The organism is Agarivorans sp. Z349TD_8 (genome assembly GCF_050870825.2).
Lineage (GTDB): Bacteria > Pseudomonadota > Gammaproteobacteria > Enterobacterales > Celerinatantimonadaceae > Agarivorans.
Genome location: NZ_CP194037.2, coordinates 868,409 through 893,068, shown reverse-complemented (window position 1 = coordinate 893,068; position 24,660 = coordinate 868,409). Strand labels below are relative to the sequence as shown.

Sequence of the window (24,660 nt, the reverse complement as noted above, 5' to 3'; positions counted from 1 at the left end):
TACAAATTGCAACAGCACAATGGCGGTAGTCAAGACCGCTTATATCGACAAATTTAGGACCTGATGGCTATTTTCCCATAAGGCCTGTTGAAGCTGTTCCGCAGACTCATTGCGTAACTCTAACAAACAGTTAAAAATCGTTGGTAAATTGAGTGGACTATTATACGCCTCCTGCATCTGGTACAAAGGCATATCTGGTGCGTCGGTTTCCAATACCAAAGCCTGTAATGGTAGACGTCGCAGTGCCTTGCGCGTTTTTTCAGAGCGAGGCCAAGTAATTCCTCCGCCGATACCGAGCTTAAAACCTAAATCAACAAAACGACTGGCTTGAGTATAGCTACCACTAAAGCCATGAATAATCCCACCTTGATTAAACTGTTCCAGCTTCAATAATTGCGCAACCCGATCATGTAAACGTACCGAATGAATGAGTAACGGCAATTGCTGATGTTGTGCAGCGGCAATTTGCCGCACCAAAGCAAACTCTTGGTGAGCAAGAGTTTCTGGGAAGCGACCATCTAAGCCACATTCGCCCCAAGCAATGATTTGCTGACGATGAGCTTCGACTAACTGTTCAAGCTGTAATAAATCGGCTAAGAGTAATTCAGGCTGACCTTGTAAAGCTTGTGGATCGAAAAAGCAGGGATGATAGCCCAGCGCAACATGCAACATTGGATGGGAAGATAGATGTAACACCCGTAGCCAATTATCCGGCCCCACAGCTGGCACCAGACACTGAGCAATATTCTGCTGCTTAAACTTCATTAAGTGACTGGCAAGATCCGCATCAAAGGGAGGAAAGTCAAGATGACAGTGCGTATCAAACCAAGCCATAGTTAATCGTCCTCTGACTTGAGATGCTCCCGTGGAATACAGCTTCGGCAAGGCTTATCTAAACCAGTTTCAGCTAACCAACGATCATAACGCACTAAGCACTTTCGAAAAAATCTGACGATCTGGTTCAAAATATCCTTCCTCATTTTAGCTGTAAACTGGATTTTATCTGCATATTACCCACATAACTAGGTAATATCTCTTAATCACCCCAATGATCTAGTGAAATACTGAAGCAGCAATATTGAATTCATTTATCCTTCGCCCTACTCTATAGTTCGATCACTGCATATTTATCAGTGGTAGAAAGGCCTAACATAAGATAATTTCATGATGCAATGATAGTTATTCATCGGACAACTGTAACGCAGCGCAAGTCCGTTGATACTTACAGATGATACTGGTTATGTTTCGGCCTAAACGATAGTCCGTAGCTAACCAAGGAAATGTAAGGCAGGCTATGCGCTTAGTCACAATTGCAGCTCAGAAAATATAACAGGTCAAGCTAGGCTAGTCAGATTGCTGTAAATAATACAAACACTTCTAAAAAAACAGGGAGTTAACCGTGAAAAAATTCGCAACCAAGCTTACAGCTGCCGCTTTCGCTGTAGCATCTTTTAGCGCTTTAGCCGCTAAACCAGCAGTAGTTTACGATACCGCAGGTAAATTTGATAAGTCGTTCAACGAAGCCGTATATCGCAACGGTGTCGAAGTATTTAAAAAAGACAAAGGCGTAGATGTTCGCGAATTTGAACCGCAAAACGAAGCACAACGTGAACAGGGTTTACGTCGCTTAGCCAGTCGCGGTTTTGGACCGATTGTCGCTGTCGGATTTAACTTTGCATCTTCAGTCGAAAAAGTCGCCTCTGAGTTTCCAGATACGCAATTTACCATTATCGATATGGTCGTTGATAAACCGAATGTGCAATCTATCGTATTTAAAGAACAGGAAGGGTCATTCTTAGTCGGAGCGCTTGCGGCAAAAGCCTCAAAAACCAACACCGTTGGTTTTATTGGTGGAATGGACATCCCATTAATCCGTAAATTCGCCTGTGGTTATAAACAAGGCGCGCTTTACGCCAATCCTGATATTAAAGTATTAGAAAATATGACAGGCTCAACACCTGCAGCCTTTGCCGATCCTGCAAAGGGCTCAGAACTGGCTAAATCTCAGTTCTCTAAAGGAGCTGATGTAATCTACGCTGCCGCAGGCGGTACTGGTTTAGGGGTTTACCAAGCAGCAAAAGACGCTGGTAAATTTGCGATTGGTGTTGATTCAAACCAAAACCACCTTCAACCGGGTACTATGCTGACTTCTATGGTTAAGAAAGTCGGTGTCGCAGCCTACGGAACTTGGGAAGACGGCATCAACAATTCTTGGAAACCAGGGATTAAAGCCTTAGGTTTAAAAGAAAATTCTATCGATTGGGCGCTAGATGAAAACAATGCAGCCTTAATTAGCGATGAAATGAAAGCATACGTAGATGGTCTTAAAGCTGACATTATCGCTGGTAAGATCAGCGTTCATGACTACATGTCTGATAATACCTGTAACTTCTAAACGTCGATAAAATACGCCAACCCACGGGGTTGGCGTATTTTTATTCGCTAGATATTGGAAATCTAAAGTGACACAAGCAGCTGATTTTGCCATTGAACTGGAACAAATCGACAAGCGTTTTGGTAGCGTTCACGCGAATCGAAACATCGATTTAGCAGTCCCTAAAGGCACTATTCACGGCATTATTGGTGAAAATGGTGCCGGTAAATCCACTCTGATGAGTATCATTTACGGCTTCTATCATGCCGACTCAGGCTCAATGCGAGTCAACGGTCGTCCCTACGAGCCGCATAATTCTCAAGAAGCCATTCAAGCCGGCATTGGTATGGTTCATCAACATTTTATGTTGGTCGACACCTTTACCGTCTTAGAGAATATTGTATTAGGTGCCGAAAGCGGCTGGAATTTAGAAACAAGCCTTAGTAAAGCCCGTAAAAAATTGCAACAACTTGCGACTGATTATGGCCTAGATGTCCCTTTAGATGCCCTCGTGGGAGATCTAGCGGTTGGACTACAACAGCGGGTTGAAATTCTTAAAGCACTTTACCGTGGGGCAAAAATCTTAATCTTAGATGAGCCTACTGGTGTATTAACCCCTCAAGAAGCAAACCACCTGTTTGATATCTTAGCGAAACTACGCGAACAGGGCACCACGGTGATGATTATCACCCACAAGCTGCGTGAAGTATTAGCCATTACCGATAACGTTTCGGTGATGCGACAAGGTGCAATGGTTGCACATGTGGTGACTGCCGAAACCGACCAAGAGAATCTCGCTGAACTAATGGTTGGCAGAAAAGTGTTATTACAAGTAGAGCGCGGCGAAGCAAAACCGGAAGCAGCCTTAATCGAAGTGAATCAACTCAGTTATGTTGATCCCGCAGGCGTAAAACGAGTGAAAGAAGTCTCTTTCCAAGTGCGCGCAGGAGAAATTGTGGGGATCGCGGGTGTATCAGGCAACGGTCAGTCAGAGATCCTCGGCTTGCTTAGCGGGATCTTAAAACCGAGTAGCGGTAGCGTTCGCCTTAATCAACACCAATTGAGCGCCGAACAATCCAAAGACCCACGAGAAGTGAGAGCCATGGGCGTTGGTCACATTCCAGAAGACCGCCATAAACAGGGCTTAATCAATAAGTTTTCAGCGAAGGAAGCTTATATTCTCGGCTACCATCATTTAGCAGAATACAACAAAGGGCTGTTACAAGATAAAGCCGCTATTGATAAGGCTTGTCTGGACAGCATGCAGAAATGGGATGTTCGACCCGATGATAGCAATTTAAAAACCGCTAACTTTTCTGGGGGCAATCAGCAAAAATTAGTGATTGCCCGCGAAATGGAACAAAATCCAGATATTCTCTTGGTAGGGCAACCAACCCGTGGCGTCGATATTGGTGCCATTGAGTACATTCATCAACAGATTATCCACTCCCGCGATGCCGGTAAGGCGGTACTATTGGTCTCGGTGGAACTCGACGAAATCATGAATTTGGCAGACCGTATATTAGTGGTCTTCGACGGCGCCATCGTTGGCGAAGTCAGTGCTGAACAGGCCGATGAAAAAACTTTAGGATTAATGATGGCCAACATTGTGCCTGAACATATTAAAAACTCAGCACAAGGAGGCGCACAATGAGTCAATCACCGGTACCGGCTTGGGTTAGTGTAGCCTTACTGCCTGCGATCAACGTTTTTGCCGCGTTTCTCGTGTCTGCCCTGTTGTTTATGTACATCGATATATCACCGGTAGATGCCATCAAAGTCATGTGGACTGGCGCCTTTGGTTATGCCGAAGGTTTTGGTTATACCTTATACTACACGACTGGTTTTATCTTCACGGGTTTAGCCGTAGCGGTGGCCTTCCACGCTGGACTATTTAATATTGGTGGCGAAGGTCAAGCCTACATCGGTGGTCTTGGCGTCGGTTTAGTCTGCCTAACCGTCGGTGAGTATTTACCTTGGTATCTAGTCTTTCCCCTTGCCATTATAGTTGGCGGTTTATTCGGTGCGGCGTGGGCCTTTATTCCTGCGTATTTACAGGCGAAACGCGGGTCACACATCGTAATTACCACCATCATGTTCAATTTTATCGCCGCTTCCCTAATGGCCTACTTACTGGTCGACGTTTTAAAACCAGACAGTACCATGGCCACCGAAAGTCGCGTTTTTGCAGTCTCATCTTGGCTACCGAAAGTGCACGAAATGCTGGCTTGGTTTGGTATTCAACTAGCACCGAGTCCACTCAATTTAAGCTTCGTATTTGCGTTAGCCTGCTGTGTATTTGTTTGGCTATTTATTTGGAACACTCGCTGGGGCTATGAGATCAGATCGGTGGGCGCGAATCCCAACGCCGCTGGATATGCTGGTATCAACTATCTAAAAATCGTAGTTTTAACCATGTTAATTTCCGGTATGTTATCGGGCTTCTTCGGTCTGAATGTTCTGCAAGGAGAACTGCACCAAATCAAGCTTAACTTTGTAGAAGGTTTTGGTTTTACCGGAATTGCGGTGGCCCTGATGGGACGAAACCACCCACTCGGAGTGCTACTCGCCAGCTTACTATTTGGTTTTCTTTATCAAGGCGGTGCTGAACTCAGCTTTGAATATGGGGTAGACCGTAATATTGTGGTGGTACTGCAAGGGCTGGTGATCCTTTTCTCTGGAGCCTTAGAGCACATGTTTAAGCCCTCGCTGGAGCGCGGCTATCTTAAGCTATTTGGCAAAAAACCAAACCATTCAGAAGGAGCTGCTTAAGATGTTTGAAACCATTATCTTAATGCTAGATGCAACGATTCGGGTTGCCACACCGCTAATTTTTGCATCGCTTGCGGGCATGTTCTGTGAACGTTCAGGGATCGTGAACATTGGCTTAGAAGGAAAATTACTAGCCGCGGCCTTTACTGGTGCTGCCACCGCCCATGTGACAGGGTCTGCTTGGCTAGGGCTACTGGCTGGGGTAGCTATTTCGATGCTACTCGCACTACTCCATGGTTTTGCAACCATTACTCACCGCGGAGACCATGTTGTCAGTGGTATGGCGATTAACATTTTAGCCGCCGGATTAACAATTACCTTAGGCCGACATTGGTTCCATCAAGGCGGGCAAACGCCAGCTTTAAGTGGTGCCGCACGTTTTGCGCCAATCCACCTACCCGGCGCAGATGCTCTCGCCGATACTCCGGTGATCGGCTTACTTTATTCAGAACTGATCAGTGGCCACTCTGCCTTAGTCTACTTACTGATTATCACCGTACCATTAGCTTGGTATGTGATGTTTAAAACCCGATTTGGCTTACGTCTTCGAGCTGTCGGTGAATCGCCCGCAGCGGTAGATACCGCAGGGATCTCGGTGGTAAAAATGCGCTATAGCGCAGTACTCATTTGTGGTCTGCTGGTTGGCATTGGTGGCGTATATTTATCGGTGGCACAAACGGCTCAGTTTATTCCCAACATGAGTGCGGGTAAGGGTTATATGGCCCTAGCCGCATTAATTTTTGGGAAATGGCGTCCGTTTACTGCGCTCAGCGCCTGTTTGTTGTTTGGATTTTTGGATGCCTTGGCTATTCGTCTGCAAGGGGTATCGATTGGTAACTTCGCGATTCCAGTACAAGCCATCGAAGCCATTCCGTATGTGCTCACCGTTTTCTTATTGGCTGGCTTTATTGGTAAAGCTGTGGCCCCCAAAGCGATTGGCGTGCCTTACACCAAAGAACGCGAATAAAACATAACTTCCCCCATAAAAAAAGGTCGCTTAATGCGACCTTTTTATTTATCCAAAATTGCTTAGTGTTCCCGAGTCTGGAAGAACTGCACCGCAGGATAACGTTCAATGGCTAAGTTTAAATTCACCATGGTTGGCGCGAGGTAAGTCAGGTTATCCCCGCCATCTAAAGCAAGGTTATCATGCGCTTTCTTCTTAAACTCTTCAAACTTCTTACTATCATCGCAGTCACACCAACGCGCAGTCGCGACGCTGATCCCTTCGTAGACCGCTTCCACCTTATACTCGGTACGAAGCCGGTGAACCACCACATCAAACTGCAATACCCCAACGGCACCCACGATTAAATCGTTGTTACGTAAAGGTCTAAACAATTGCACTGCACCTTCTTCAGATAACTGAATCAGGCCTTTTAACAACTGTTTTTGCTTCAAGGGATCTTTCAATCGAATTCGACGGAATAACTCCGGAGCGAAATTGGGAATACCGGTGAACTTAATCATCTCACCTTGAGTAAAAGTATCGCCAATTTGAATGGTGCCATGGTTATGCAAGCCAATAATGTCACCAGCAATTGCATTTTCTGCAGCACTACGGTCGCCAGCCATGAAGGTAACCGCATCCGAAATGCTGACATCTTTCCCTAAACGTACGTGACGCATCTTCATGCCTTTATTATATTCACCGGAAACAATCCGCATAAAGGCAATCCGATCACGGTGCTTCGGATCCATGTTGGCTTGAATTTTAAATACAAAACCAGAAAAGTTAGCGTCGCTGGCCTGCACTTCACCCACATCGGTTGCTCGAGGCTTGGGTGAAGGCGCCCATTCTGTTAGGCCTTCTAACATATGATCCACGCCAAAATTACCTAAGGCAGTACCAAAGTAAACGGGGGTAAGCTCGCCTTGTAAAAATAACTCGTGATCAAATTCGTTGGAAGCACCTAAAACCAACTCGAGCTCTTCACGCATTTGCTCCGCCAATTCGTCTCCGATTGCCGCCTCAACTTCAGGGTTATCAAGACCCTTAATGATTTGCTCATCTTGAATGGTGTGACCTTTACCTGTTTGATACAAAATCACTTCATCTCTAGGGATGTGGTACACCCCCTTAAACAACTTGCCGCAACCGATTGGCCAAGTAATTGGCGCACACATAATGTTAAGTTCGTTTTCAACCTCATCCATCACTTCCATAGGATCACGAATATCTCGATCCAATTTGTTCATGAAAGTCACAATTGGTGTATCCCGCAGGCGGGTCACTTCCATCAACTTACGGGTACGGTCTTCCACACCCTTGGCGGCATCAATTACCATCAAGCACGAATCAACCGCGGTGAGAGTTCGGTAAGTATCTTCCGAGAAATCTTCGTGGCCAGGAGTGTCTAATAAATTGACGATGCAATGGTTAAAGGGAAATTGCATCACCGAGGTAGTCACCGAGATCCCCCGTTCTTTTTCCATCTCCATCCAGTCCGACTTAGCATGCGTAGCATTGCCTCGGCCTTTTACGGTACCGGCTTTCTGAATCGCGTTGCCGAATAACAACACCTTTTCAGTAATGGTGGTTTTACCCGCATCCGGGTGAGAGATGATAGCAAAGGTTCTTCGCTTGTTGATTTGGTGAAGAGAATTGGGCTCTGTCATTAAGAATTCTTTTAGTTTATACACAGATCGACAAACCGTTTAGAAATCCCGCTCGAGGGCTTTCTCTAGTCGAATCTGTAATGTTAATCATAATTGGGCGCTATTTTCACCGATCTTGACTTTATAAACAATCAATGCTTATTCAGTCCCGCTGATTTAGGCTCAGTAAGTCGTAATGCAGGCTTAATTTTTACATGGCTTAGAGTTCTTTTAGTTTACACACAGATTGGCAAACCATTTAGAAGTCCCTCTCGAGGCTCTGCTCTGGGCGAATCTGCGATGTTAATCATAATTGGGCGCTATTTTCACCGATCTTGACTATATAAACAATCAATGCTTATTCAATCCCGCTGATTTAGGTTCAATAAGCCATAGTATAAACTTCACTTTTATACGCTTTCACTAACTGCAGGCTAGCTTGTATTCGCTATCTTTTATTCTCTTGAAACTGGCTTTTAAGCCACTGGATAAATACCCGGGTTCTGGCGGAAAGATGTCGATGATTTGGATAAACAATGGATACTGGCATCTGTGGAGGCGGAAAGTCCGCTAACACCTCAACCAAAGAACCATTTGCGAGTTCATTCACCAAACGATATTTAGGCACTTGGATTAAACCTAAACCCGCGACAGCACACCCAGTGTACAAATCTGCGCCAGCCACTGAAGTTCTGCTAGCTAAATTGATAGATATATACTTGTTTTTTAACTTAAACGCCAAGCTTGAAGGTTTAGATAACTGCGCAAAAGAATAACCAACAGCAAGATGCTCTTGTAAATCATCCAGCGACTTAGGGATCCCAAAGGCTTCAAGATACGCAGGGCTTGCCACAGTGACTTGCGTCATTTCAGCTATTTTCTGAGCAATCAGCGAGGAATCTTGCAGTGGTCCAGCCCTGAGAACACAGTCGACTCCTTCATGGACGAGATCGATTAACTTATCATCTTCAGCGATGTGTAGCGTAATATCCGGGTACTGGCGAATAAAGTCAGCAATCTTGGGCATCACAAAGTACTTTGCCAAAGTGCCTTGCAGATTTACCCGCAAATGACCTTTAGGTAAAACCTCCAAAAAGGAAGATTCAATTTCCTCTAGATCTGAAAGTAGCCCAACACATTGCCGATAATAGGATTCACCTTCATGAGTCATATGCACTTGCCTGGTAGTTCGTTCTAACAGGCGGATCCCTAAGCGACTTTCAAGTCGCTTGATTATATTTGTCATCGTCGGCCTTGGAATACTCAGGTCATCCGCCGCTAAAGCAAAACTGTTACGCTCTGCAATCCTCACGAACACCTGCATCTCTTTGAATCTATCCACCCACTCACCTCGACATTATTAATTTATTTGGAATTATTAAGTTAAATAATGGGTAATTATTAAGCATTGATATAACCATATACTGGCCATAATCTTTTAACAACTCACGAGTAATGCAATATGTCTCAGTCAAAAATCGCCCTTGTTACTGGCGGCTCCAAAGGAATCGGTGCTTCAATCGTAAACAAATTAGCCGCTGAAGGTTATGCCGTCGGCGTGAATTATTCATCAAGTGCAGATGTGGCAGAAAGTCTGGTCGCAGACATTAAAGCCAGTGGAGGAAACGCTATCGCGGTACAGGGTAATGTGGGCAACTCAACAGAGGTCGCACACATGTTTAATGTTGTCGAGGAGAAATTGGGAGCGATCTCGCTATTGGTGAACAATGCTGGAATCATGAAACTTGCTCAACTCTCTCAGAGTGATGAGGAGCTGTTTGATAGCCAAGTCGCCGTGAATTTTAAAGGCACCTTTAATACCCTGCGCCTCGCTGCAGAACGAGTCACAAATGGAGGACGGATTATCAACCTGTCCACCAGCATCGTAGGACTAAAACTAGAAAGCTACGGCGTGTACGCGGCAACTAAATCAGCGGTAGAAACAATGTCTGCAATACTGGCAAAGGAGCTTCGTGGACGTTGTATTACAGTCAATACCGTGGCTCCCGGCCCTACTGCCACTAATTTGTTTTTAGACGGAAAATCACCACAATTGATTGACCGTTTGGCAAATATGAACCCATTAGAGCGCCTTGGCACCCCACAAGATATTGCCAATGTGGTGATGTTTTTGGCGAGTCCAGAAGGTGGCTGGATAAATGGTCAGGTTATTCGCGCCAATGGCGGTATGATTTAAACCAAAGTAAGAAGCCAGACCCCGAACATCATCACTAAAGCTCTCTATCGATGTCGCTCCAGGCGCCACCGTGACAAGAGGCGTTCTTTTCGAAGTGCTTAGCTGAATGCCTGTTTCAGCCAATTCCAAGCTGATATGCGCAGTTGTTATATGACCGGCCGAGTGAGAGCGTGGTGCCATGGTGGTTTATGGTAAAACCACCAACGATTGCAGTGTGAGTGTTGCGCTTTGCCTACACGAACTAACGAGCAAGCAATGCGAACTTTAAGCACTCGCTCATTAATCACCTCGACACATGCAACGCCGATGGAACGATCAGCGATTAGCGTTGCTAAAACAGGATGGGGATATTCGAAAACCAACATATAGCTGGCCCGAACCGAGAGGAATTAATATTAATTGCCATTCAAATACCATTCATTATTTAGGGTGTTAGGAAGACTCTGAATAATCAAAAATTCGCCATTGAGCAATCCCGAGCAAACACCTGCGTTCGCTGATTTTTGCTTGTTATTGTGATGAGCAAGCAATATTAAACGCTAAATCTAAACAAACTCTGCGAGCATATTTAGTCTATTTTTTTAGCCACTCTCTGGCCGCTTCAGTAATCGCAAGCACCGCAGGATTGGATAAACGTCGTTCCGCCGAAATCGCAAAAAACTGCTCGCGTACCACATCACTCGCACCAATCACTTCTGCACCATATTGCGCCGCGACCTCCGCGGCAATTGCACTCGGCACAAGAAACACCCCGACCCCGGCTTGACCAAAAGCCTTCATTAATGCGCTATCGTCAAATTCGCCCACCACTCGCGGATGAATGTGAAGTTTATCCAGCCATTGCAATAAACGCACATGCATCACACTACTCTCACTAGGGATCAATAACGGCGCACCATGTAAACTATGAGGAAAATCACCAACCAAACGCTCGGCTAAGCTAGGAATGGCGAGAAAGCTCACACCACATTCCCCCAAAGAGTGATTAAAGCCTCTAACCCCTAAACCTGGGGGAACTGGCGCATCGGCGATCACAATATCTAAGCGATGTAAGGCCAGTTCGGCCAGTAAATTATCAAGGCTACTCTCTCGACATATCATACGTACCGAGTCCGCCAAATTGAGCGCCGGTGACAATAGACGATAAGCGATGGATTTAGGCACAACTTCGGCAATCCCAACTTTCAATAACTGTGGACGCTGTGCAATTTTATTGCGCATCGTATCTTCAAGTTCATCACCCAAGGAAAAAATCTCATCGGCATAACTCAGCACCAAACGACCAATTTCGGTTAACTCTAGGTTTCGCCCCACCTTGTTAAACAAGGCTTCACCAAAATGCTGTTCCAGCAACGTAATTTGTCCACTAATTGTCTGTGGCGTTATATGCAAGCGCTCACTGGCACGAGCTATTCCGCCTTGCTTGGCTGCGACCCAAAAATAATGCAGGTGCTTGTAATTAATCACGAATCAAATACCTCGTTTTATACGAACCATACAACAACTATATTCGAGTATACCTGCCAATGAAAGCAACATAAGCTAATCGCTCTAATCAGTTTTTATTGGTGAGGAGAAGCAGATGCAAATAGACATGCAGTCACGTCATTTACCCCTAACACCGTCTTTACAAGATTATATTCGCCGTCGGCTACATTTCGCCATGGGATCTCAATACCAACGTATTAAGCGCATTATGGTGAGACTTTCCGATACGAACGGGACGCGCGGTGGCAACGATAAACGCTGTCAAATATTAGTGAAACTGAGTGGTCAAGCAGATGTGGTGATTGAGGATACTCAATCGCAGATCAGTGTTGCAGTTGATCGCGCGGCCAGCCGAGCCAGCCGCACTGTAAATCGTAAAATAGCTCGAATACGCAACAAAGCGTTACGCGCACCGCTAATCAGCGAACCGATATAAACGACCAAGCGCACTTTGAGCGTTATTTACCACAAACAACTGAGCGATTCGCAGTAATAAGGAATACCAAAATGAACACATCACCTTTTTCAAATGCACCAAGCACCACCAACGAGAGCGTGCTGGCAAGTAATAAAGTGATCCGTAATACTTATACCTTATTGTCCATGACCCTGCTCTTTAGCGGGCTGATGGCTGCCACCTCGATGGCTCTAAACCTCCCCCACCCTGGTTTAATCCTCACTATGGTTGGCTATTTTGGACTATTGTTTGCCACGACAAAATGTCGTAACAGTGGCTGGGGCTTAGTCTGTGTATTTGCCCTAACTGGTTTCATGGGTCTCACTCTAGGGCCGATTTTAAGCAGCTACTTAAGCCTACCAAATGGTGGCCAAATTGTGATGCAAGCTATGGTAGGCACCGCCGCCATCTTCTTATCATTATCAGCTTATGCACTCACCAGCAAAAAAGACTTCAGCTTTATGGGTGGCTTTTTAATGGTTGGTATTTTGGTGGCGTTTCTAGCCGGATTAGGTGCGATGCTGTTTAGTATCCCAGCCCTGTCATTAGGTGTATCGGCGATGTTTGTATTGCTGATGTCTGGACTGATCCTCTATGAAACCAGCAACATTATTCACGGTGGAGAAACCAACTACATTATGGCGACCGTCACCTTATTTGTTGCCATCTTTAACTTATTCACCAGTCTGCTGCAATTGCTTGGCTTTCTTAATGGCGATGATTAACACGCTTTAGTCCGCGTCAAAGGGCAGCACCAATGTGCTGCCCTTTCTGTTAACGCTCAACTATGCGAAGAAAGCACGAATTTGTTATCCTTACAGGCATAAATAATACCTTGAACGAGCCGTAGATGAATCGTAAAAAGAAAATTAACGAAACCCTCAAAAAGAAAGCAAAAAAGGCGAATGCTAAAAATCAAAAAACCAACAAACCTCGCTACGTCAGCAAGGCCGAACGAGCGACCTTAGCTGAACGAGACGCGGGCATCCCAAATGATCCCCCCTTAGCTGACAGCGAGTCGCCAAATCAAGCCTAAGCTCTTGAAATTGAATCATTCATCAAAATAGACGTCATTAATTACCATTTAAAACCAATCGAGAAGTAAAACATCCCGATTGAAGCAGAATAAAATCGTAAATTTGTGATAAATAAATTTAGTGCGGAGTCGCTTTAGCTGAATCGCAGACTCAAGCCACACTTTTCAAGTACTCAGTTGATTTTCTAATGTAATTCAAGCTTACTGATACAAAGCCGATATAGACTTGTAGCCGCATCGTCATTGTGAAACAAGAAGAGCAGATGAGATGAACTTAGCACCGATAAAAAAAACATTTTTTAGCCTGCTACTGATTGGACTCGGTGTAGGCGCTCTAAGTTACATTTTTATTTATCATGTAAAGGATAGAGGTGTCAGCGCTAAAGATGGCTGGTTGTTTGATATCGATGGCTATTACGGTGCGATTCGCGAATCAAAGCTGAGTCAACGTCCGGTATTTCTATATCTGCGGCGTAAAGCCTGCCAACGTTGCTTAGCATTCGAACAATACTATCTGAATAATCCCGAATTAAAACGAGTATTAGCGGATTATGTGAAGGTGCAAATCCTTACCGATACCGACCGCCGTCATCGATTATTTGCCGAACGTTTTAAACTCAATACCTATCCATCTGCATTTATCCTTTTCGACGACGAACACCCGGTTTCGCTATATTTAGTGTTAGCGATGCAACAAATTTGGGTCGCCCAAGATAATATCAATAGTGGTAATTTTATGCCGCTCTCTGAAGCGAGCTTTCGTTTATCTCTCAGCCATGCAACAATACTGGCCCAAGAAGCTGCGCTCAGGGATAAATCTACCGTTGAATCAATTCCTTAACGTTCAAGTAGTTGCGTGTCTATTGGCAAGTCTATGCCTCACCAGTTTACCATCTCATGCCAACCCCATACTTGATGGTCCACAACAGCACGACTGGGGAATTGCATTAGGTCTGCGTCATGCGAGTATTCCCTACACTTCTAACATTAGTACCGTGTCCGATGTAGTTCCCTTATTTTATTATCGAGGAGAGCGACTGTATTTAGATGGCTTAAGCGCTGGCTATAAATTATGGAAAGAACAAGATTTTGACCTCGCGCTAATGGGGCGTTACCGTTTTTTCGACATTCCGGCGAACTACCAAAACAAGATACGTGGCGATGGCATCGACTTTGGTTTAAGGACTCAATGGCGCTTTAAACCCGACTATTCGCTCAACCTAGAATTATTGAGTGACGACCTCGGTCACTTTCACAGTCAACTTGAGCTAACCTGGCAACAATTCTATCAAGCTTGGTATTTCGAACCCTATGCCTCAGCCCACTTGAAGAGTAGTAACTATAATACTCGCTACTATGGCCTTGAAATTTTTAAAACCAAAGCCGATACCGACTTAAAAATGGGCATCAATTTACGTTATCAAGTGTGGCGAGACTTTTACTTAATGGCGAAGGTTGGCGCTTCTTATCTGGGTAAGCGCACTCAAAATATCCCGATCATCGATCAACGTTTTCAATATGAAAGCTTTTTAGGGATCAGCTTCTTTAATTATCAATATTCAAATACATCCAGCAAATGGCCAAAGGGGTACTTACAACTCTCCCACGCCTGGGCAACACCATCGAATCTAGGGGACATCATCCACTTTAAAGCGGAAAAAGATGAATATAACAATCAATTAACTTCAATTTTTTATGGACATTTACTCAGTAAGACCCTACTAGGTTATCCCGTTGAAGTATATCTCACGCCCGGCTTCGCCTATCACTACAGCTCGGCGGTTCAAGATCCGATCCTAGAATACATCTTGGCATTTAAAGCCTATTACACCTTTCACTGGCCATTACGCTGGCGATTTGGTGCTGCAGAAGGTTTATCTTATACCAGCAACATAACCTACCTCGAAGCATCAGAATTAGGTGAGGAAGGAAAGGGTTACAAGCCTAGTAAGCTATTAAATTATTTGAACTTTTCTCTAGACCTTAACTTAGGTGATTTACTCAATAAGAAGCAACTAGAAAATATTTGGGTAGGTTACAACATCCACCATCGCTCGGGGATATTTGAAAACTCTTCACTATTTGGCCGTATTAAAGGTGGTAGCAACTACCAAGGGCTACATATTCAATGGACCTGGTAGTCTAGGTTACGCAATATAGTTCGAATATTGTGGTTCCGACAGTCAAACAAAAACAAGCCTAAGTATCAAAATCTCTGATAAATCAATTTATCGAATACTGGGCTCTAAGCTTTTTATTTATTGCGACTTCCTTTGTTACGGCTTCGACTCGATGAACTCCCACCACGCTTCCCACGCCCCTTCGATTTTCTTCGACCTTGAGGTGCTGGATCGGGCTCAAAATTACCATACTCCTCATCATCGGATACATCTACTGTGACCTTCTCTTTGGGGGTGGGCACAAAGCCTGGAATGAACTCCCGCTTAAATTTACCACCAATCACACGTTCAATCGCCGCTAACTGCTTGGCTTCATCTTCACTAAACAATGAAACTGCCAAACCAGAGGTACCTGCACGCCCGGTACGACCAATACGATGCACATAGTCTTCCGGTACATAAGGGAGATCAAGGTTAACCACACAAGGCAACTGGTGAACTTCAATCCCCCGAGAGGCGATATCAGTGGCGACTAAAACGGTTAGTTCACCATTTCTAAAACCCTCTAAAGCAAGAGTGCGGGCGTGCTGAGTTCGATTAGCATGGATTGATGCGGCACTAATCCCAGCGTTTTGTAGCTGAGTAACCATGTTATCGGCGCCTACTTTAGTACGAGTAAAGACTAAAACTTGATGCCAATGATTACTTTTAATTAAGTGGATCAATAGCTCGCTTTTACGCGCCTTATCGACTGGATAGATAAGCTGCTTAACCGTATCAACGGTACTGTTGGCAGCGGTTACTTCAATCAAAACAGGGTTATTTAACATCCCCTTCGCAAGCAACTTGATCTCTTTAGAAAATGTTGCTGAAAACATCAACGTTTGACGTTTACTCGGGAGCAAGCTTTGAATGTGACGAATATCGTCGACAAATCCTAAATCCAACATCCGATCAGCTTCATCCAAGACTAATATCTCAAGCTGTTCAAAGTTAATCGCCCCTTGATTATAAAGATCAATCAAACGACCAGGAGTCGCAACCAGCACATCCAAACCACTTTCCAACTGAGCTATCTGTGGTTCAATCCTCACGCCACCAAACACAGCCGCAGAGCGAATATTCATATGCCGGCTGTAATTTTGAACGCTCAAGACCACTTGAGCGGCAAGCTCTCGGGTTGGCGTAATCACTAAAGCCCTTACCGAATGAGTCTGTGGACAAGGGCCACCTGATAATAGCTGCACCATAGGCAGGGTAAAACCAGCCGTTTTTCCAGTGCCAGTGTGTGCCACTGCCACCACATCACGCTGACTAAGTACCACCGGAATCGCTTCAAGCTGTATTGGAGATGGTCTTACATAACCTTGCTCGGCAACGCTTTTCAACAGCTGAGCACACAAGCCTAAAGAGCCAAATGACATAGATAAATCTTCCTTTACAGCATCACGCCAAGCTCAAGCGCACAGCGTCAGTATCCAAATAAAATACAAAATGTTGAGACAGCCATTTTATACATTGGAAAATACCGACAAATAATAGGGCGGCCATCCTAACAACAGAATCAAGCTCAGTCGACAACATCGACTCAAATCAGCTATTTTGCGCAATCTTGCAATGAAAACGCCAAGTATTGCGAATTGAGTAAGCGGTTTAGTCAATTCGAAGGCCATGATGAACCGCCAAAGCGTGAGCGCTTTGCGTGCTTTAATAACGACGATGCTAGGCTAGTATCGGGAATACGAGCGCATGAACAAAGCCAATCGCATCCTACATACACTGATGTAAATCATCAGTTAGTCTAAAGGAGTAAGAAAACAAATTGATAAATCTAAACAGTGCAACAATATTGCATAATCAGGGCATCTTCTCGGCCCAGCTTATCGCAGGGGTAATATCCTTTACGACAATCAATTTCAACAAACTGAAAACGCTGATATAGACTCTGAGCAATCACATTACTGCGACGAACTTCCAGCATAATTTGCTGCCATTGTTGCTGCTCAGCCAACGCAAACATCGCTTGCATCAGGCGCTTACCTAAACCCTGCCCTTGATGTGCTGGATCAACGGCCAAATTAATCAATTCTGCGTCTCCGGCGACCACCCGTAAGATCATATAAGCTAACAAATGATTTTTGTGCCACAGACCCAAATTACGGTACAAACCACCAAAATTACTACTGAGTAATTGGCGACTCCAAGGATGTGAATGAGCCGCCTGTTCAATATTCAACATCATCGGCACATCCATCACCGACAGATGACTTACTTCGACTTGAGGAGCTGAGTGCATATTTGCTGCCATAAAATACGTTTTGCCTGGCGATCACTGAGCAGGCGTTGCGGATCACATTCAATCAAGCAAGGGTGAATTGGTGCCGGCTGATGCGGATCTGCCCATAATACCCACGCTTGGTAAGCCGCTGGAAAATGAGCGGCGCTAACGCAATGAACATCCTGCCATTCGAGCTCCATAGCAGCAACAATAGCTTTAAATAGATCGATATGCACTTGTAACTCATCTGGCTCAATCACTATCACCAAAGGCCAAGCCAAGGGCTCAGTCATAACTTGGCTGACGAGGTTAGCACGAGTTTGCCAAACATCAATATCCATCTCAGCCAAGTAGGTCAGCGCCTGCTTATCTAACATTTCACGCCTCTATATCTATCTTCAGTTATCCACACGAACCGTTCTCAACGTGGTTTTTTCTTTAAACTCAGCGTGGTTTTGCCACTGTTTTTGGGAGCATTCTTCAGCCGATGAGTGCTCGTCGCTTGTTTGTTATGCCATACTGTTTTAGCGCCAGATTTGCTCGCTTCAACCGCCGTTTTACTCGAGTGAGCCACCGCCTGATTAATTTCAGACATTTCAGCTTCGCTTAAATTACGCCACTGCCCCGGTCGTAAATCATCTAAACGCACATTCATAATCCGGGTACGCTTGAGCTTCAGCACCTCATAGCCGAGGTATTCACACATCCGACGAATTTGTCGATTGAGTCCTTGGGTGAGAATAATAGTAAACACAAATTTGCTATTTACTTTGACCTTGCAGGGCTTGGTAACCGTATCGAGGATCGGTACGCCGCGTGACATTCGCTCCACAAAACGCTCACTCAGCGGTTTATCCACAGTCACCACATATTCTTTATCGTGGGCATTCTCAGCGCGCAAAATTTTGTTAACGATGTCGCCATCACTGGTTAGAAAAATTAAACCTTCAGAGGGCTTATCCAGTCGACCAATCGGAAAAATACGCTGTTTATGAGCAATAGCGTCGATGATATTACCTTTCACATGACGCTCGGTGGTGCTGGTGATCCCAATCGGTTTATTGTAAGCGATATAAACCCGATCAGACTTATTGCTAGCGATGGCTTTAATTAATTTGCCATCCACGGCAACCCGATCGGTAGGCTGAACCTTGGTTCCCAATTCGGGTTTGATGCCATTAATGGTGACTCGCTGCTGCTCAATGAGCTTGTCTGCTTCACGACGAGAACAAAAACCGGAGTCACTGATAAATTTATTTAGACGTTTTTCGCTTGAGGCACTCACAAAGGGCTTCCACTGGCTAGTTTACCCGCCTATTAGAACACAGGTCGCTAACACCAATCCAATAAATGCGACAACAAGCTAACTAGACATTTGCTCGGCCATTTCACGCCCCTGTCCTCTCACCTTATCGATCGATACATAGTATGACGAAGGCAGAATCAAACGCCCAGAATGGGCATGGCTAACCAAGTAATCGATTTTCGCGGCTTTACTTTCTAATGAGTCCCAGTCTCGATGCACTTTACAGGCAAAGTTCAATACCAACGCCCTGAGCGGCTCAATAGTCGCTAAATCAGGATTCATATAAAACTCAATGGTATCCACTAAACGCGGTGCAAACTTCCAGCTGCGGGCCAATTCCGCGCCCAATTTGGCAGTTGTCGTCCCCAACAAACGCCGTTGTAACTCAAGCTCATCTTCACCTTCTGCCACCCTCGCGAGAATTTCGCAGGCAATATCGGGTACCAAGCTATGGATCATCAAGTCGCCAATGTTGTGCAAAATACCAGCCGTAAACATCTCGTTGGCATCGATCCCAACTTTATTTGCAATTTTACTGGCGATAATCGCAATCTCGAAGGTATCTCCCCAATATAATTTCATGTCTAAGGTTTTAAATCTGGGGAAAGCATTGGTCAACCAAGAGACCACAATCATTGTTTTTAAAGGGATAACCCCCAAACGGATCACCGCCTCATTGACCGAAGCAATCGTTCTGCTATGACCAAAATGAGCGGAGTTAGACAAGCGCAATACCCGTGCGCTAATCACTTGGTCCATCGAGATTTTCTTGGCGAGCACCGCAAAATCGCAATCAGGGTGATTAAGCATACTCACTAACTCTTGCACCACGCTCGAAACTTTCGGTAATTCATTAACCCGGGCAAGCAATTCTTGTTCGGTCATCCTAACCTCCCTGCCACCAATATCATTGCTGAGTGTCGGCAGACTCACTCAATATGTCGATTTAAGGACGAATTTTAACTACTAATATAGCTGCTTTAAGCCAGTCGAGTAACTTTGAGTTGACGAATTGTTAAAATATGAAATTTATCAGTATTTGATAACACACAATAAAGATAAATCTGCGTAAGCGCAAACCAACGTTCACCCGGCCAATTAGTCAGCGACAAACTAGTGAATATTGTAAGTAAAAAAGGCACTACATCTGTAGCGCCCTACTTATAATTAAAGTTTTATGATTGATCGCTCAGACGATGAGCCAAAGAATAGATTCGCAGGCGACCGATTCAAGTGTCAGCTAAAGCATAAGCTAATGAGCCAATCGAACTAGCCAAAATGACGCCCCGCTAACCACGCGAGTTTTAGCCCTTCGAACACCGCATGGATCAGCACCGACTACAAATATTCATCAACTGTCACTTCACTGTAGCGGCAAAATATCGAGCGAGACACAAATCTGCGCTCGAGACTCAAACGGGCAATCGAATCACAGCGAAGTGGCATAAGCACTCAGCAGCAGATCCAGCTTAAGAAAATGTTTAAGATTCGCTAAACAACCCGCTTAAAAAAAAGCGCGGCGCAAAGCGAGCTCAAGGCCACGGACTTCAGCAAGGCCCTTCAAACGGCCAATTGCCGAATAACCAGGGTTAGTTTTTTTATTCAAATCATCGAGCATTTGATGGCCATGATCAGGACGCATTGGGATCAGTCTTTGTTCCCCCTGCTGTTTACGGCGATGCTCTTCTGCTAACAGCGCCATGACGACCTGATACATGTCAACATCACCCTCCAGATGAGCCGCCTCATGAAAACTCTTCGAATTCTCTTCACGCATAGTCGAACGCAGATGAGTAAAGTAAACACGCTCACCATGTTGCTTAATCATATTCACCAAATCGTTGTCACCACGTACCCCATAAGAGCCAGTACACATGGTAATCCCATTCATTTTACTGGGAACTTGTTCAGTGAGAAAATTAATGTCTTCAATGGTAGATACGATGCGCGGCAAACCTAGAATAGGTCGTGGTGGATCGTCCGGATGAACCGCCATTCTCAAACCATAAGCTTCGCAAACAGGCATTAACTGCTGTAAAAAATAAACCATGTGTTCACGCAAACGATCTTTAGTAATACCCGCGTAACGGTCCAACTGAGCCTGAAACTCGGTGAGCGTATAGCCCTCTTCTGCGCCCGGCAAACCTGCAATAATATTGCTGGTCAGTTTAATCACATCTTGTTCAGACATTTGCTGAAAATATGCCAGCGCCTGTTGTTGCTCATCAGCGGAATAATCTTTTTCGGCCGCTGGTCGTTTAAGAATATGTAGCTCAAACGCGGCAAAAGCGATTTGATCGAAGCGTAGCGCTTTGGAACCATCAGGCATTTCGAATGCCAAATCAGTGCGAGTCCAATCTAAAACAGGCATGAAATTATAACATACCGTATCGATGCCACACTGCGCCAAATTAGTCAGGGTTTGCTTGTAGTTTTCGATCCATTGTTGGTAATCACCGGTTTGAGTTTTGATATCTTCATGTACCGGAACACTCTCTACCACCGACCAGCTTAAACCTTTCGCTTCGATGATTTGCTTACGCTTTAGAATTTCCGGTTTACTCCATACTTCCCCATTAGGAATATGGTGCAAAGCATTCACAATTCCGGTCGCCCCCGCCTGACGAATATCGTCGAGAGACACCAGATCATTGGGACCATACCAACGCCAAGTTTGTTCCATTACAACCACCTTTTTATCTATATAATCAATTTACTTCACCATCGTAGTGCCAACGATGAAACAAACTAAAAATAGCAATTCATTGCAAAATTTAAGTCATAGCAATTTTGGAGAACCAACAGGGGCCGATCATCATTTCCCCAACGACACCACCGGATTCGAGCTAAACAAATAGCCGTCAAAACTGGGGTCGTCAATGTCTGAGAGCTCCAATAGTCGCTGTTTTACATTTTCAAGGTGTTGCCACATGGCATTTTTAGCCGCTATCGGATCTTTACGTTGCATCGCCGCCAAAATACGGGCGTGGTCAGCAAGCCACTCTTCACGATAAGCCGTATCAGTAATGTATGAATGAAGAACTTTCCACATTGGACTTTGTTCTCTGCGCTCCCAAGAATGCTTCAGCATATCCACCAAAACCGAGTTTTGCGTCGCCTCGGCAATGCTTAAATGAAACAACTCATCGCCACTGCTATTACAAGAGCCTTCGGCCAGTTCTTTGCGTTCCAGCTCTAAAGCCGCCCGCATCTTCACGATATCGCCTGGAGTTACTTGAATCGCCGCAAATTCAGCAATATTACTCTCGAGTAATTGCCGAGCTTGCAGCATTTCAAAAGGGCCTGCATCATCTTTCATCACATTTTCACGGCCATTCGATTGGTCCGGAATATTCACAACGTAAACCCCAGAACCTTTCTTGACTTCAACTAAATTTTCCAACTCCAGCATAATAATGGCTTCACGCACCACGGTGCGACTCACCTGAAGCCTTTCGGCAATCTCACGCTCAGGTTGTAGACGGTCACCCACTTGGTAATGACCATCCATTAATTCTTGTCTCAGTATTAGACCGAGTTCCTGATACGGTCGTTTCGGTTCAAAAAGCATCATGATCTGCTTATCACTATTGTCCATTACATTATGCGTTCATCATAATGGCCCAAGCAAATTGGTCAACCTGTTTATCTAAAACTGCCGTAACACCTTGTTTTCATGTTTCAATAATCAATTGAATTAATAGCCTTCATCGGCTCAACAGCTGGCTTCCCCAATCGCCCTAAAGAAATCATCAATACAGCGGCAGAGCCACGCGTTCTAGGCCGAAATACTTCAGTTGCATCGCCGTTTATTGCTGTATAGCACTCACAGCGGCCAAAGCAGAGCCAGCTTCATCGCTTTACTCTCGAGCAGTAGAAACCTCAAAGCTTGTAAGTTCGATTTGATTCAGCTTCGACGCACATATTCGCGATAAAACAACGCAATGTCAAACCAATATCCAGAAATAACCGACCAATACAATTCAACCCAACGCTTTGGTTAACCAATTGCGTGACACCGATCACCATCTGTTTCATGGTATTTCCTTATAATCCTGACCTAAAGAAGCCCAAGACCATTTATCGTCAAAAATAACTGCTCAACCAAATTTATCACTAGTTACTTTATTCGCTCAAATGGAAAACAACTAACAATTGGTATACCAAAGTTAACAAATTCAATGAACCGAGGGCGATCTTTATCGACGACTGCTATGCGATTTCTCCACAGCTCGATGCTTAGCAAACTCACCAACAAAGCAATGAAACAACAAAGGTGCTTCTATGCAGCCTCGATTATCGCGCAAATACAGTGGACTCGATTTCACAAAGCAACCTTTGCCTCCAGGGGGGAAGGGTGAGACTTGAAGACTCAATCAAAAATGAATTTTATTATCGATAAACATTCCGCCAGTTTGACTGACGGAAAATAAGGAAAAATAATGAACAATATTGCTAATACCACTCTTAAGGCTGGAGTACTCCGCCCGAGCTACCCTCGATTAAATCTGAAAAGTCGCATTGTCCATCTTGGTTTTGGCGCCTTTCATCGTGCCCATCAAGCCTTATTCACCAACGAAGTATTAGATAAATCCAGCAGTGATTGGGGGATCTGCGAGATCAACCTATTTGGCGGAGAGGAACTAATCCGCCAACTCCGCCAACAAGATCATCTATATACGGTTAGCGAAAAAGGGGCTACCGAAACCACCGTGAAACTCATCGCTTCAGTAACCGAATCCTTGCATCCCAGCTTTGAAGGCTCGCAGGCGGTATTAGCGAAGATGGCCGAGCCACAAGTAGCAATTATCTCGATGACCATCACCGAGAAAGGTTACTGTGTCGATCCGACAAGCGGTCGTTTAGATCTCAATAATTCGTTGATAGCCACCGATCTGGCTAATCCTCGACAACCGAGTTCGGCCATCGCCTATATCGTTGAAGCCTTGAGAATGCGGCGCGATTTAGGTCGGCGCGCCTTTACGGTGATGTCTTGCGATAATGTTCAAGAAAACGGTCATGTTGCCCGCGCCGCCGTACTCGATTTTGCCCAAGCGGTTGATCAAGAGCTTGCCGCTTGGATCGAAGCAGAAGTAAGCTTTCCCTGTACCATGGTTGATCGTATCGTTCCTGCGGCAACCGCCGAAACCTTGGAAGAAATCAGCCAACAACTTGGCGTCGCCGATCCCTGTGGTATCGCCTGTGAACCCTTTAAACAATGGGTGATTGAAGATAATTTTGTTAATGGGCGTCCTGATTGGGATATCGCCGGTGCAGAATTTGTAAGCAACGTGGTTCCCTTCGAAGAAATGAAACTACGCATGTTAAACGGCAGCCATTCCTTCCTCGCTTATCTCGGCTATCTGGGAGGGTATCAACATATTTCCGATACCATGAGCAATGAGAGTTACCGCCAAGCCGCTTTCGATTTAATGATCAAAGCTCAAGCTCCGACTTTAAACATGCCAGAGGGTACCGATTTGCTTGCCTACGCCAAGCAACTGATAGAACGTTTTAGTAATCCAAGTTTAAAACATCAAACTTGGCAAATCGCTATGGATGGTAGCCAAAAGATCCCACAGCGTTTTGGTAGCGCCTTGCGTTATCACTTAAACCAAGGCTCAGACTACAAATGGTTAGCAATGGGCATCGCTGCTTGGATGAAATACGTCGGTGGCGAAGATGAAAACCAACAGCCCATAGAGGTTCGAGATCCGATGGCAGAGCAATTAAAAGCGATTTACCAAGCACATCCAGAACAAGCATCACGAGTCAAAGCCCTGCTAGGACTTGAATCCGTCTTCGGTAAAGAGCTTGTGAATCATCATCACTTGGTTGCCGAAATCAGCAAAGCCTACCAAATCATTTGTCAAACAGGCGCTCGCGCGGCCGTGGCTTCCCTATAAACAAGCCGACTCCGAAGGTGGGGCGTCGAAGGATGCATTGCTAAACAAACCCATATCATTGCGAAGCGAATACCCGCTTCGCAATAATCGGCCATCCAAAGATGGCGAAGAATTGTTTCAAATATGGG

General features: G+C 45.0%; 23 protein-coding genes. 11 read left to right on the top strand and 12 right to left on the bottom strand.

The genetic code is table 11. The annotated features are described in order from the left end of the window. Window positions 1–39 precede the first annotated feature (39 nt). Both ACRRS1_RS03950 and ACRRS1_RS03945 read right to left on the bottom strand, forming a co-directional pair. Window positions 40–834, bottom strand: a complete 795-nt coding sequence (locus tag ACRRS1_RS03950; protein ID WP_432468355.1) for a TatD family hydrolase — start codon at window positions 832–834, stop codon at window positions 40–42. 2 nt (window positions 835–836) lie between these two features. Continuing rightward, on the bottom strand, window positions 837–980 hold the full coding sequence (locus ACRRS1_RS03945; protein WP_432454456.1) for a DUF5363 family protein: 144 nt from the start codon (window positions 978–980) through the stop codon (window positions 837–839). A gap of 419 nt (window positions 981–1,399) precedes the next feature. Here ACRRS1_RS03945 and ACRRS1_RS03940 point away from each other — a divergent pair, with 419 nt between their 5' ends. The 4 genes from ACRRS1_RS03940 (at window position 1,400) to ACRRS1_RS03925 (ending at window position 6,113) form a co-directional block, all read left to right on the top strand. Continuing rightward, complete coding sequence (locus tag ACRRS1_RS03940; RefSeq protein ID WP_432454457.1) at window positions 1,400–2,395, top strand: BMP family lipoprotein; 996 nt, start codon at window positions 1,400–1,402, stop codon at window positions 2,393–2,395. Between the two features lie 67 nt (window positions 2,396–2,462). Next, window positions 2,463–4,028, top strand: coding sequence for an ABC transporter ATP-binding protein (locus tag ACRRS1_RS03935; RefSeq protein ID WP_432454458.1), 1,566 nt, complete (start codon window positions 2,463–2,465; stop codon window positions 4,026–4,028). Next, window positions 4,025–5,146: an ABC transporter permease gene (locus ACRRS1_RS03930; RefSeq protein WP_432454459.1), complete on the top strand. Its 1,122-nt coding sequence runs from the start codon at window positions 4,025–4,027 to the stop codon at window positions 5,144–5,146. The genes ACRRS1_RS03935 and ACRRS1_RS03930 overlap by 4 nt, the downstream gene beginning before the upstream one ends. Before the next feature lies 1 nt (window position 5,147). After that, window positions 5,148–6,113: an ABC transporter permease gene (locus ACRRS1_RS03925; protein WP_432454460.1), complete on the top strand. Its 966-nt coding sequence runs from the start codon at window positions 5,148–5,150 to the stop codon at window positions 6,111–6,113. A gap of 62 nt (window positions 6,114–6,175) precedes the next feature. On the opposite strand, the gene prfC is transcribed toward ACRRS1_RS03925, so the two are convergent. Both prfC and ACRRS1_RS03915 read right to left on the bottom strand, forming a co-directional pair. Beyond that, window positions 6,176–7,765, bottom strand: coding sequence for a peptide chain release factor 3 (gene prfC, locus ACRRS1_RS03920; RefSeq protein WP_432454461.1), 1,590 nt, complete (start codon window positions 7,763–7,765; stop codon window positions 6,176–6,178). Window positions 7,766–8,192: 427 nt separating this feature from the next. Continuing rightward, the gene (locus tag ACRRS1_RS03915) at window positions 8,193–9,086 is read right to left on the bottom strand and encodes a LysR substrate-binding domain-containing protein (RefSeq protein ID WP_432460972.1); all 894 of its coding nucleotides are present in this window, start codon (window positions 9,084–9,086) and stop codon (window positions 8,193–8,195) included. 120 nt (window positions 9,087–9,206) lie between these two features. Here ACRRS1_RS03915 and ACRRS1_RS03910 point away from each other — a divergent pair, with 120 nt between their 5' ends. Next, on the top strand, window positions 9,207–9,941 hold the full coding sequence (locus tag ACRRS1_RS03910; RefSeq protein ID WP_432454463.1) for an SDR family oxidoreductase: 735 nt from the start codon (window positions 9,207–9,209) through the stop codon (window positions 9,939–9,941). A gap of 573 nt (window positions 9,942–10,514) precedes the next feature. On the opposite strand, the gene nhaR is transcribed toward ACRRS1_RS03910, so the two are convergent. Beyond that, a complete protein-coding gene (gene nhaR, locus ACRRS1_RS03905; RefSeq protein WP_432454464.1) occupies window positions 10,515–11,408 on the bottom strand; it encodes a transcriptional activator NhaR in 894 nt (297 codons plus the stop codon). Between the two features lie 115 nt (window positions 11,409–11,523). On the opposite strand from nhaR, the gene ACRRS1_RS03900 reads away from it, so the two are divergent. The 5 genes from ACRRS1_RS03900 to ACRRS1_RS03880 all read left to right on the top strand — a co-directional run bounded on the left by ACRRS1_RS03900 (window position 11,524) and on the right by ACRRS1_RS03880 (window position 15,063). Further along, window positions 11,524–11,865, top strand: a complete 342-nt coding sequence (locus ACRRS1_RS03900; RefSeq protein ID WP_432454465.1) for an HPF/RaiA family ribosome-associated protein — start codon at window positions 11,524–11,526, stop codon at window positions 11,863–11,865. Between the two features lie 71 nt (window positions 11,866–11,936). Further along, window positions 11,937–12,611 (top strand): Bax inhibitor-1/YccA family protein, encoded by a 675-nt coding sequence (locus ACRRS1_RS03895; RefSeq protein ID WP_432454466.1) that lies wholly within the window; start codon window positions 11,937–11,939, stop codon window positions 12,609–12,611. 125 nt (window positions 12,612–12,736) lie between these two features. Further along, window positions 12,737–12,922 carry a DUF2986 domain-containing protein gene (locus tag ACRRS1_RS03890; RefSeq protein WP_432454467.1) on the top strand — a complete coding sequence of 62 codons (186 nt, stop codon included), beginning with the start codon at window positions 12,737–12,739 and terminating at the stop codon, window positions 12,920–12,922. A gap of 268 nt (window positions 12,923–13,190) precedes the next feature. Continuing rightward, window positions 13,191–13,763 carry a thioredoxin family protein gene (locus ACRRS1_RS03885; RefSeq protein ID WP_432454468.1) on the top strand — a complete coding sequence of 191 codons (573 nt, stop codon included), beginning with the start codon at window positions 13,191–13,193 and terminating at the stop codon, window positions 13,761–13,763. Beyond that, complete coding sequence (locus ACRRS1_RS03880; protein ID WP_432454469.1) at window positions 13,747–15,063, top strand: MipA/OmpV family protein; 1,317 nt, start codon at window positions 13,747–13,749, stop codon at window positions 15,061–15,063. Before ACRRS1_RS03885 ends, ACRRS1_RS03880 begins: the two co-directional genes overlap by 17 nt. 113 nt (window positions 15,064–15,176) lie before the next feature. Here the strand turns inward: ACRRS1_RS03880 and ACRRS1_RS03875 are convergent, their stop codons facing one another. From ACRRS1_RS03875 to ACRRS1_RS03845, 7 genes are all read right to left on the bottom strand, one after another. Then, window positions 15,177–16,466, bottom strand: a complete 1,290-nt coding sequence (locus tag ACRRS1_RS03875) for a DEAD/DEAH box helicase (protein ID WP_432454470.1) — start codon at window positions 16,464–16,466, stop codon at window positions 15,177–15,179. A 407-nt stretch (window positions 16,467–16,873) separates the two neighbouring features. Further along, window positions 16,874–17,338 (bottom strand): ribosomal protein S18-alanine N-acetyltransferase, encoded by a 465-nt coding sequence (gene rimI / locus ACRRS1_RS03870; protein ID WP_432460968.1) that lies wholly within the window; start codon window positions 17,336–17,338, stop codon window positions 16,874–16,876. After that, window positions 17,311–17,697 (bottom strand): DNA polymerase III subunit psi, encoded by a 387-nt coding sequence (locus ACRRS1_RS03865; protein ID WP_432454472.1) that lies wholly within the window; start codon window positions 17,695–17,697, stop codon window positions 17,311–17,313. Before ACRRS1_RS03865 ends, rimI begins: the two co-directional genes overlap by 28 nt. A gap of 44 nt (window positions 17,698–17,741) precedes the next feature. Then, a complete protein-coding gene (rluF, locus tag ACRRS1_RS03860) occupies window positions 17,742–18,605 on the bottom strand; it encodes a 23S rRNA pseudouridine(2604) synthase RluF (RefSeq protein WP_432460967.1) in 864 nt (287 codons plus the stop codon). A 78-nt stretch (window positions 18,606–18,683) separates the two neighbouring features. Then, window positions 18,684–19,511, bottom strand: coding sequence for an HDOD domain-containing protein (locus tag ACRRS1_RS03855; protein WP_432454474.1), 828 nt, complete (start codon window positions 19,509–19,511; stop codon window positions 18,684–18,686). Between the two features lie 619 nt (window positions 19,512–20,130). Further along, on the bottom strand, window positions 20,131–21,309 hold the full coding sequence (uxuA, locus tag ACRRS1_RS03850; protein ID WP_432454475.1) for a mannonate dehydratase: 1,179 nt from the start codon (window positions 21,307–21,309) through the stop codon (window positions 20,131–20,133). A gap of 132 nt (window positions 21,310–21,441) precedes the next feature. Beyond that, window positions 21,442–22,224, bottom strand: a complete 783-nt coding sequence (locus ACRRS1_RS03845; protein WP_432460965.1) for an FCD domain-containing protein — start codon at window positions 22,222–22,224, stop codon at window positions 21,442–21,444. A gap of 844 nt (window positions 22,225–23,068) precedes the next feature. Between ACRRS1_RS03845 and ACRRS1_RS03840 the strand changes: the two genes are divergently transcribed. Continuing rightward, window positions 23,069–24,532 carry a fructuronate reductase gene (locus ACRRS1_RS03840; protein ID WP_432454477.1) on the top strand — a complete coding sequence of 488 codons (1,464 nt, stop codon included), beginning with the start codon at window positions 23,069–23,071 and terminating at the stop codon, window positions 24,530–24,532. The last annotated feature ends 128 nt before the right edge of the window (window positions 24,533–24,660 follow it).

Coding starts and splice junctions, on each gene's coding strand:
- ACRRS1_RS03875 (WP_432454470.1), bottom strand. CDS start 16,466: ATGTCATTTGGCTCTTTAGGCTTGTGTGCTCAGCTGTTGAAAAGCGTT.
- ACRRS1_RS03925 (WP_432454460.1), top strand. CDS start 5,148: ATGTTTGAAACCATTATCTTAATGCTAGATGCAACGATTCGGGTTGCC.
- ACRRS1_RS03885 (WP_432454468.1), top strand. CDS start 13,191: ATGAACTTAGCACCGATAAAAAAAACATTTTTTAGCCTGCTACTGATT.
- ACRRS1_RS03930 (WP_432454459.1), top strand. CDS start 4,025: ATGAGTCAATCACCGGTACCGGCTTGGGTTAGTGTAGCCTTACTGCCT.
- ACRRS1_RS03895 (WP_432454466.1), top strand. CDS start 11,937: ATGAACACATCACCTTTTTCAAATGCACCAAGCACCACCAACGAGAGC.
- ACRRS1_RS03865 (WP_432454472.1), bottom strand. CDS start 17,697: ATGTTAGATAAGCAGGCGCTGACCTACTTGGCTGAGATGGATATTGAT.
- ACRRS1_RS03840 (WP_432454477.1), top strand. CDS start 23,069: ATGAACAATATTGCTAATACCACTCTTAAGGCTGGAGTACTCCGCCCG.
- ACRRS1_RS03845 (WP_432460965.1), bottom strand. CDS start 22,224: ATGGACAATAGTGATAAGCAGATCATGATGCTTTTTGAACCGAAACGA.
- ACRRS1_RS03890 (WP_432454467.1), top strand. CDS start 12,737: ATGAATCGTAAAAAGAAAATTAACGAAACCCTCAAAAAGAAAGCAAAA.
- rimI (WP_432460968.1), bottom strand. CDS start 17,338: ATGCACTCAGCTCCTCAAGTCGAAGTAAGTCATCTGTCGGTGATGGAT.
- ACRRS1_RS03900 (WP_432454465.1), top strand. CDS start 11,524: ATGCAAATAGACATGCAGTCACGTCATTTACCCCTAACACCGTCTTTA.
- uxuA (WP_432454475.1), bottom strand. CDS start 21,309: ATGGAACAAACTTGGCGTTGGTATGGTCCCAATGATCTGGTGTCTCTC.
- prfC (WP_432454461.1), bottom strand. CDS start 7,765: ATGACAGAGCCCAATTCTCTTCACCAAATCAACAAGCGAAGAACCTTT.
- ACRRS1_RS03910 (WP_432454463.1), top strand. CDS start 9,207: ATGTCTCAGTCAAAAATCGCCCTTGTTACTGGCGGCTCCAAAGGAATC.
- ACRRS1_RS03945 (WP_432454456.1), bottom strand. CDS start 980: ATGAGGAAGGATATTTTGAACCAGATCGTCAGATTTTTTCGAAAGTGC.
- ACRRS1_RS03855 (WP_432454474.1), bottom strand. CDS start 19,511: ATGACCGAACAAGAATTGCTTGCCCGGGTTAATGAATTACCGAAAGTT.
- ACRRS1_RS03950 (WP_432468355.1), bottom strand. CDS start 834: ATGGCTTGGTTTGATACGCACTGTCATCTTGACTTTCCTCCCTTTGAT.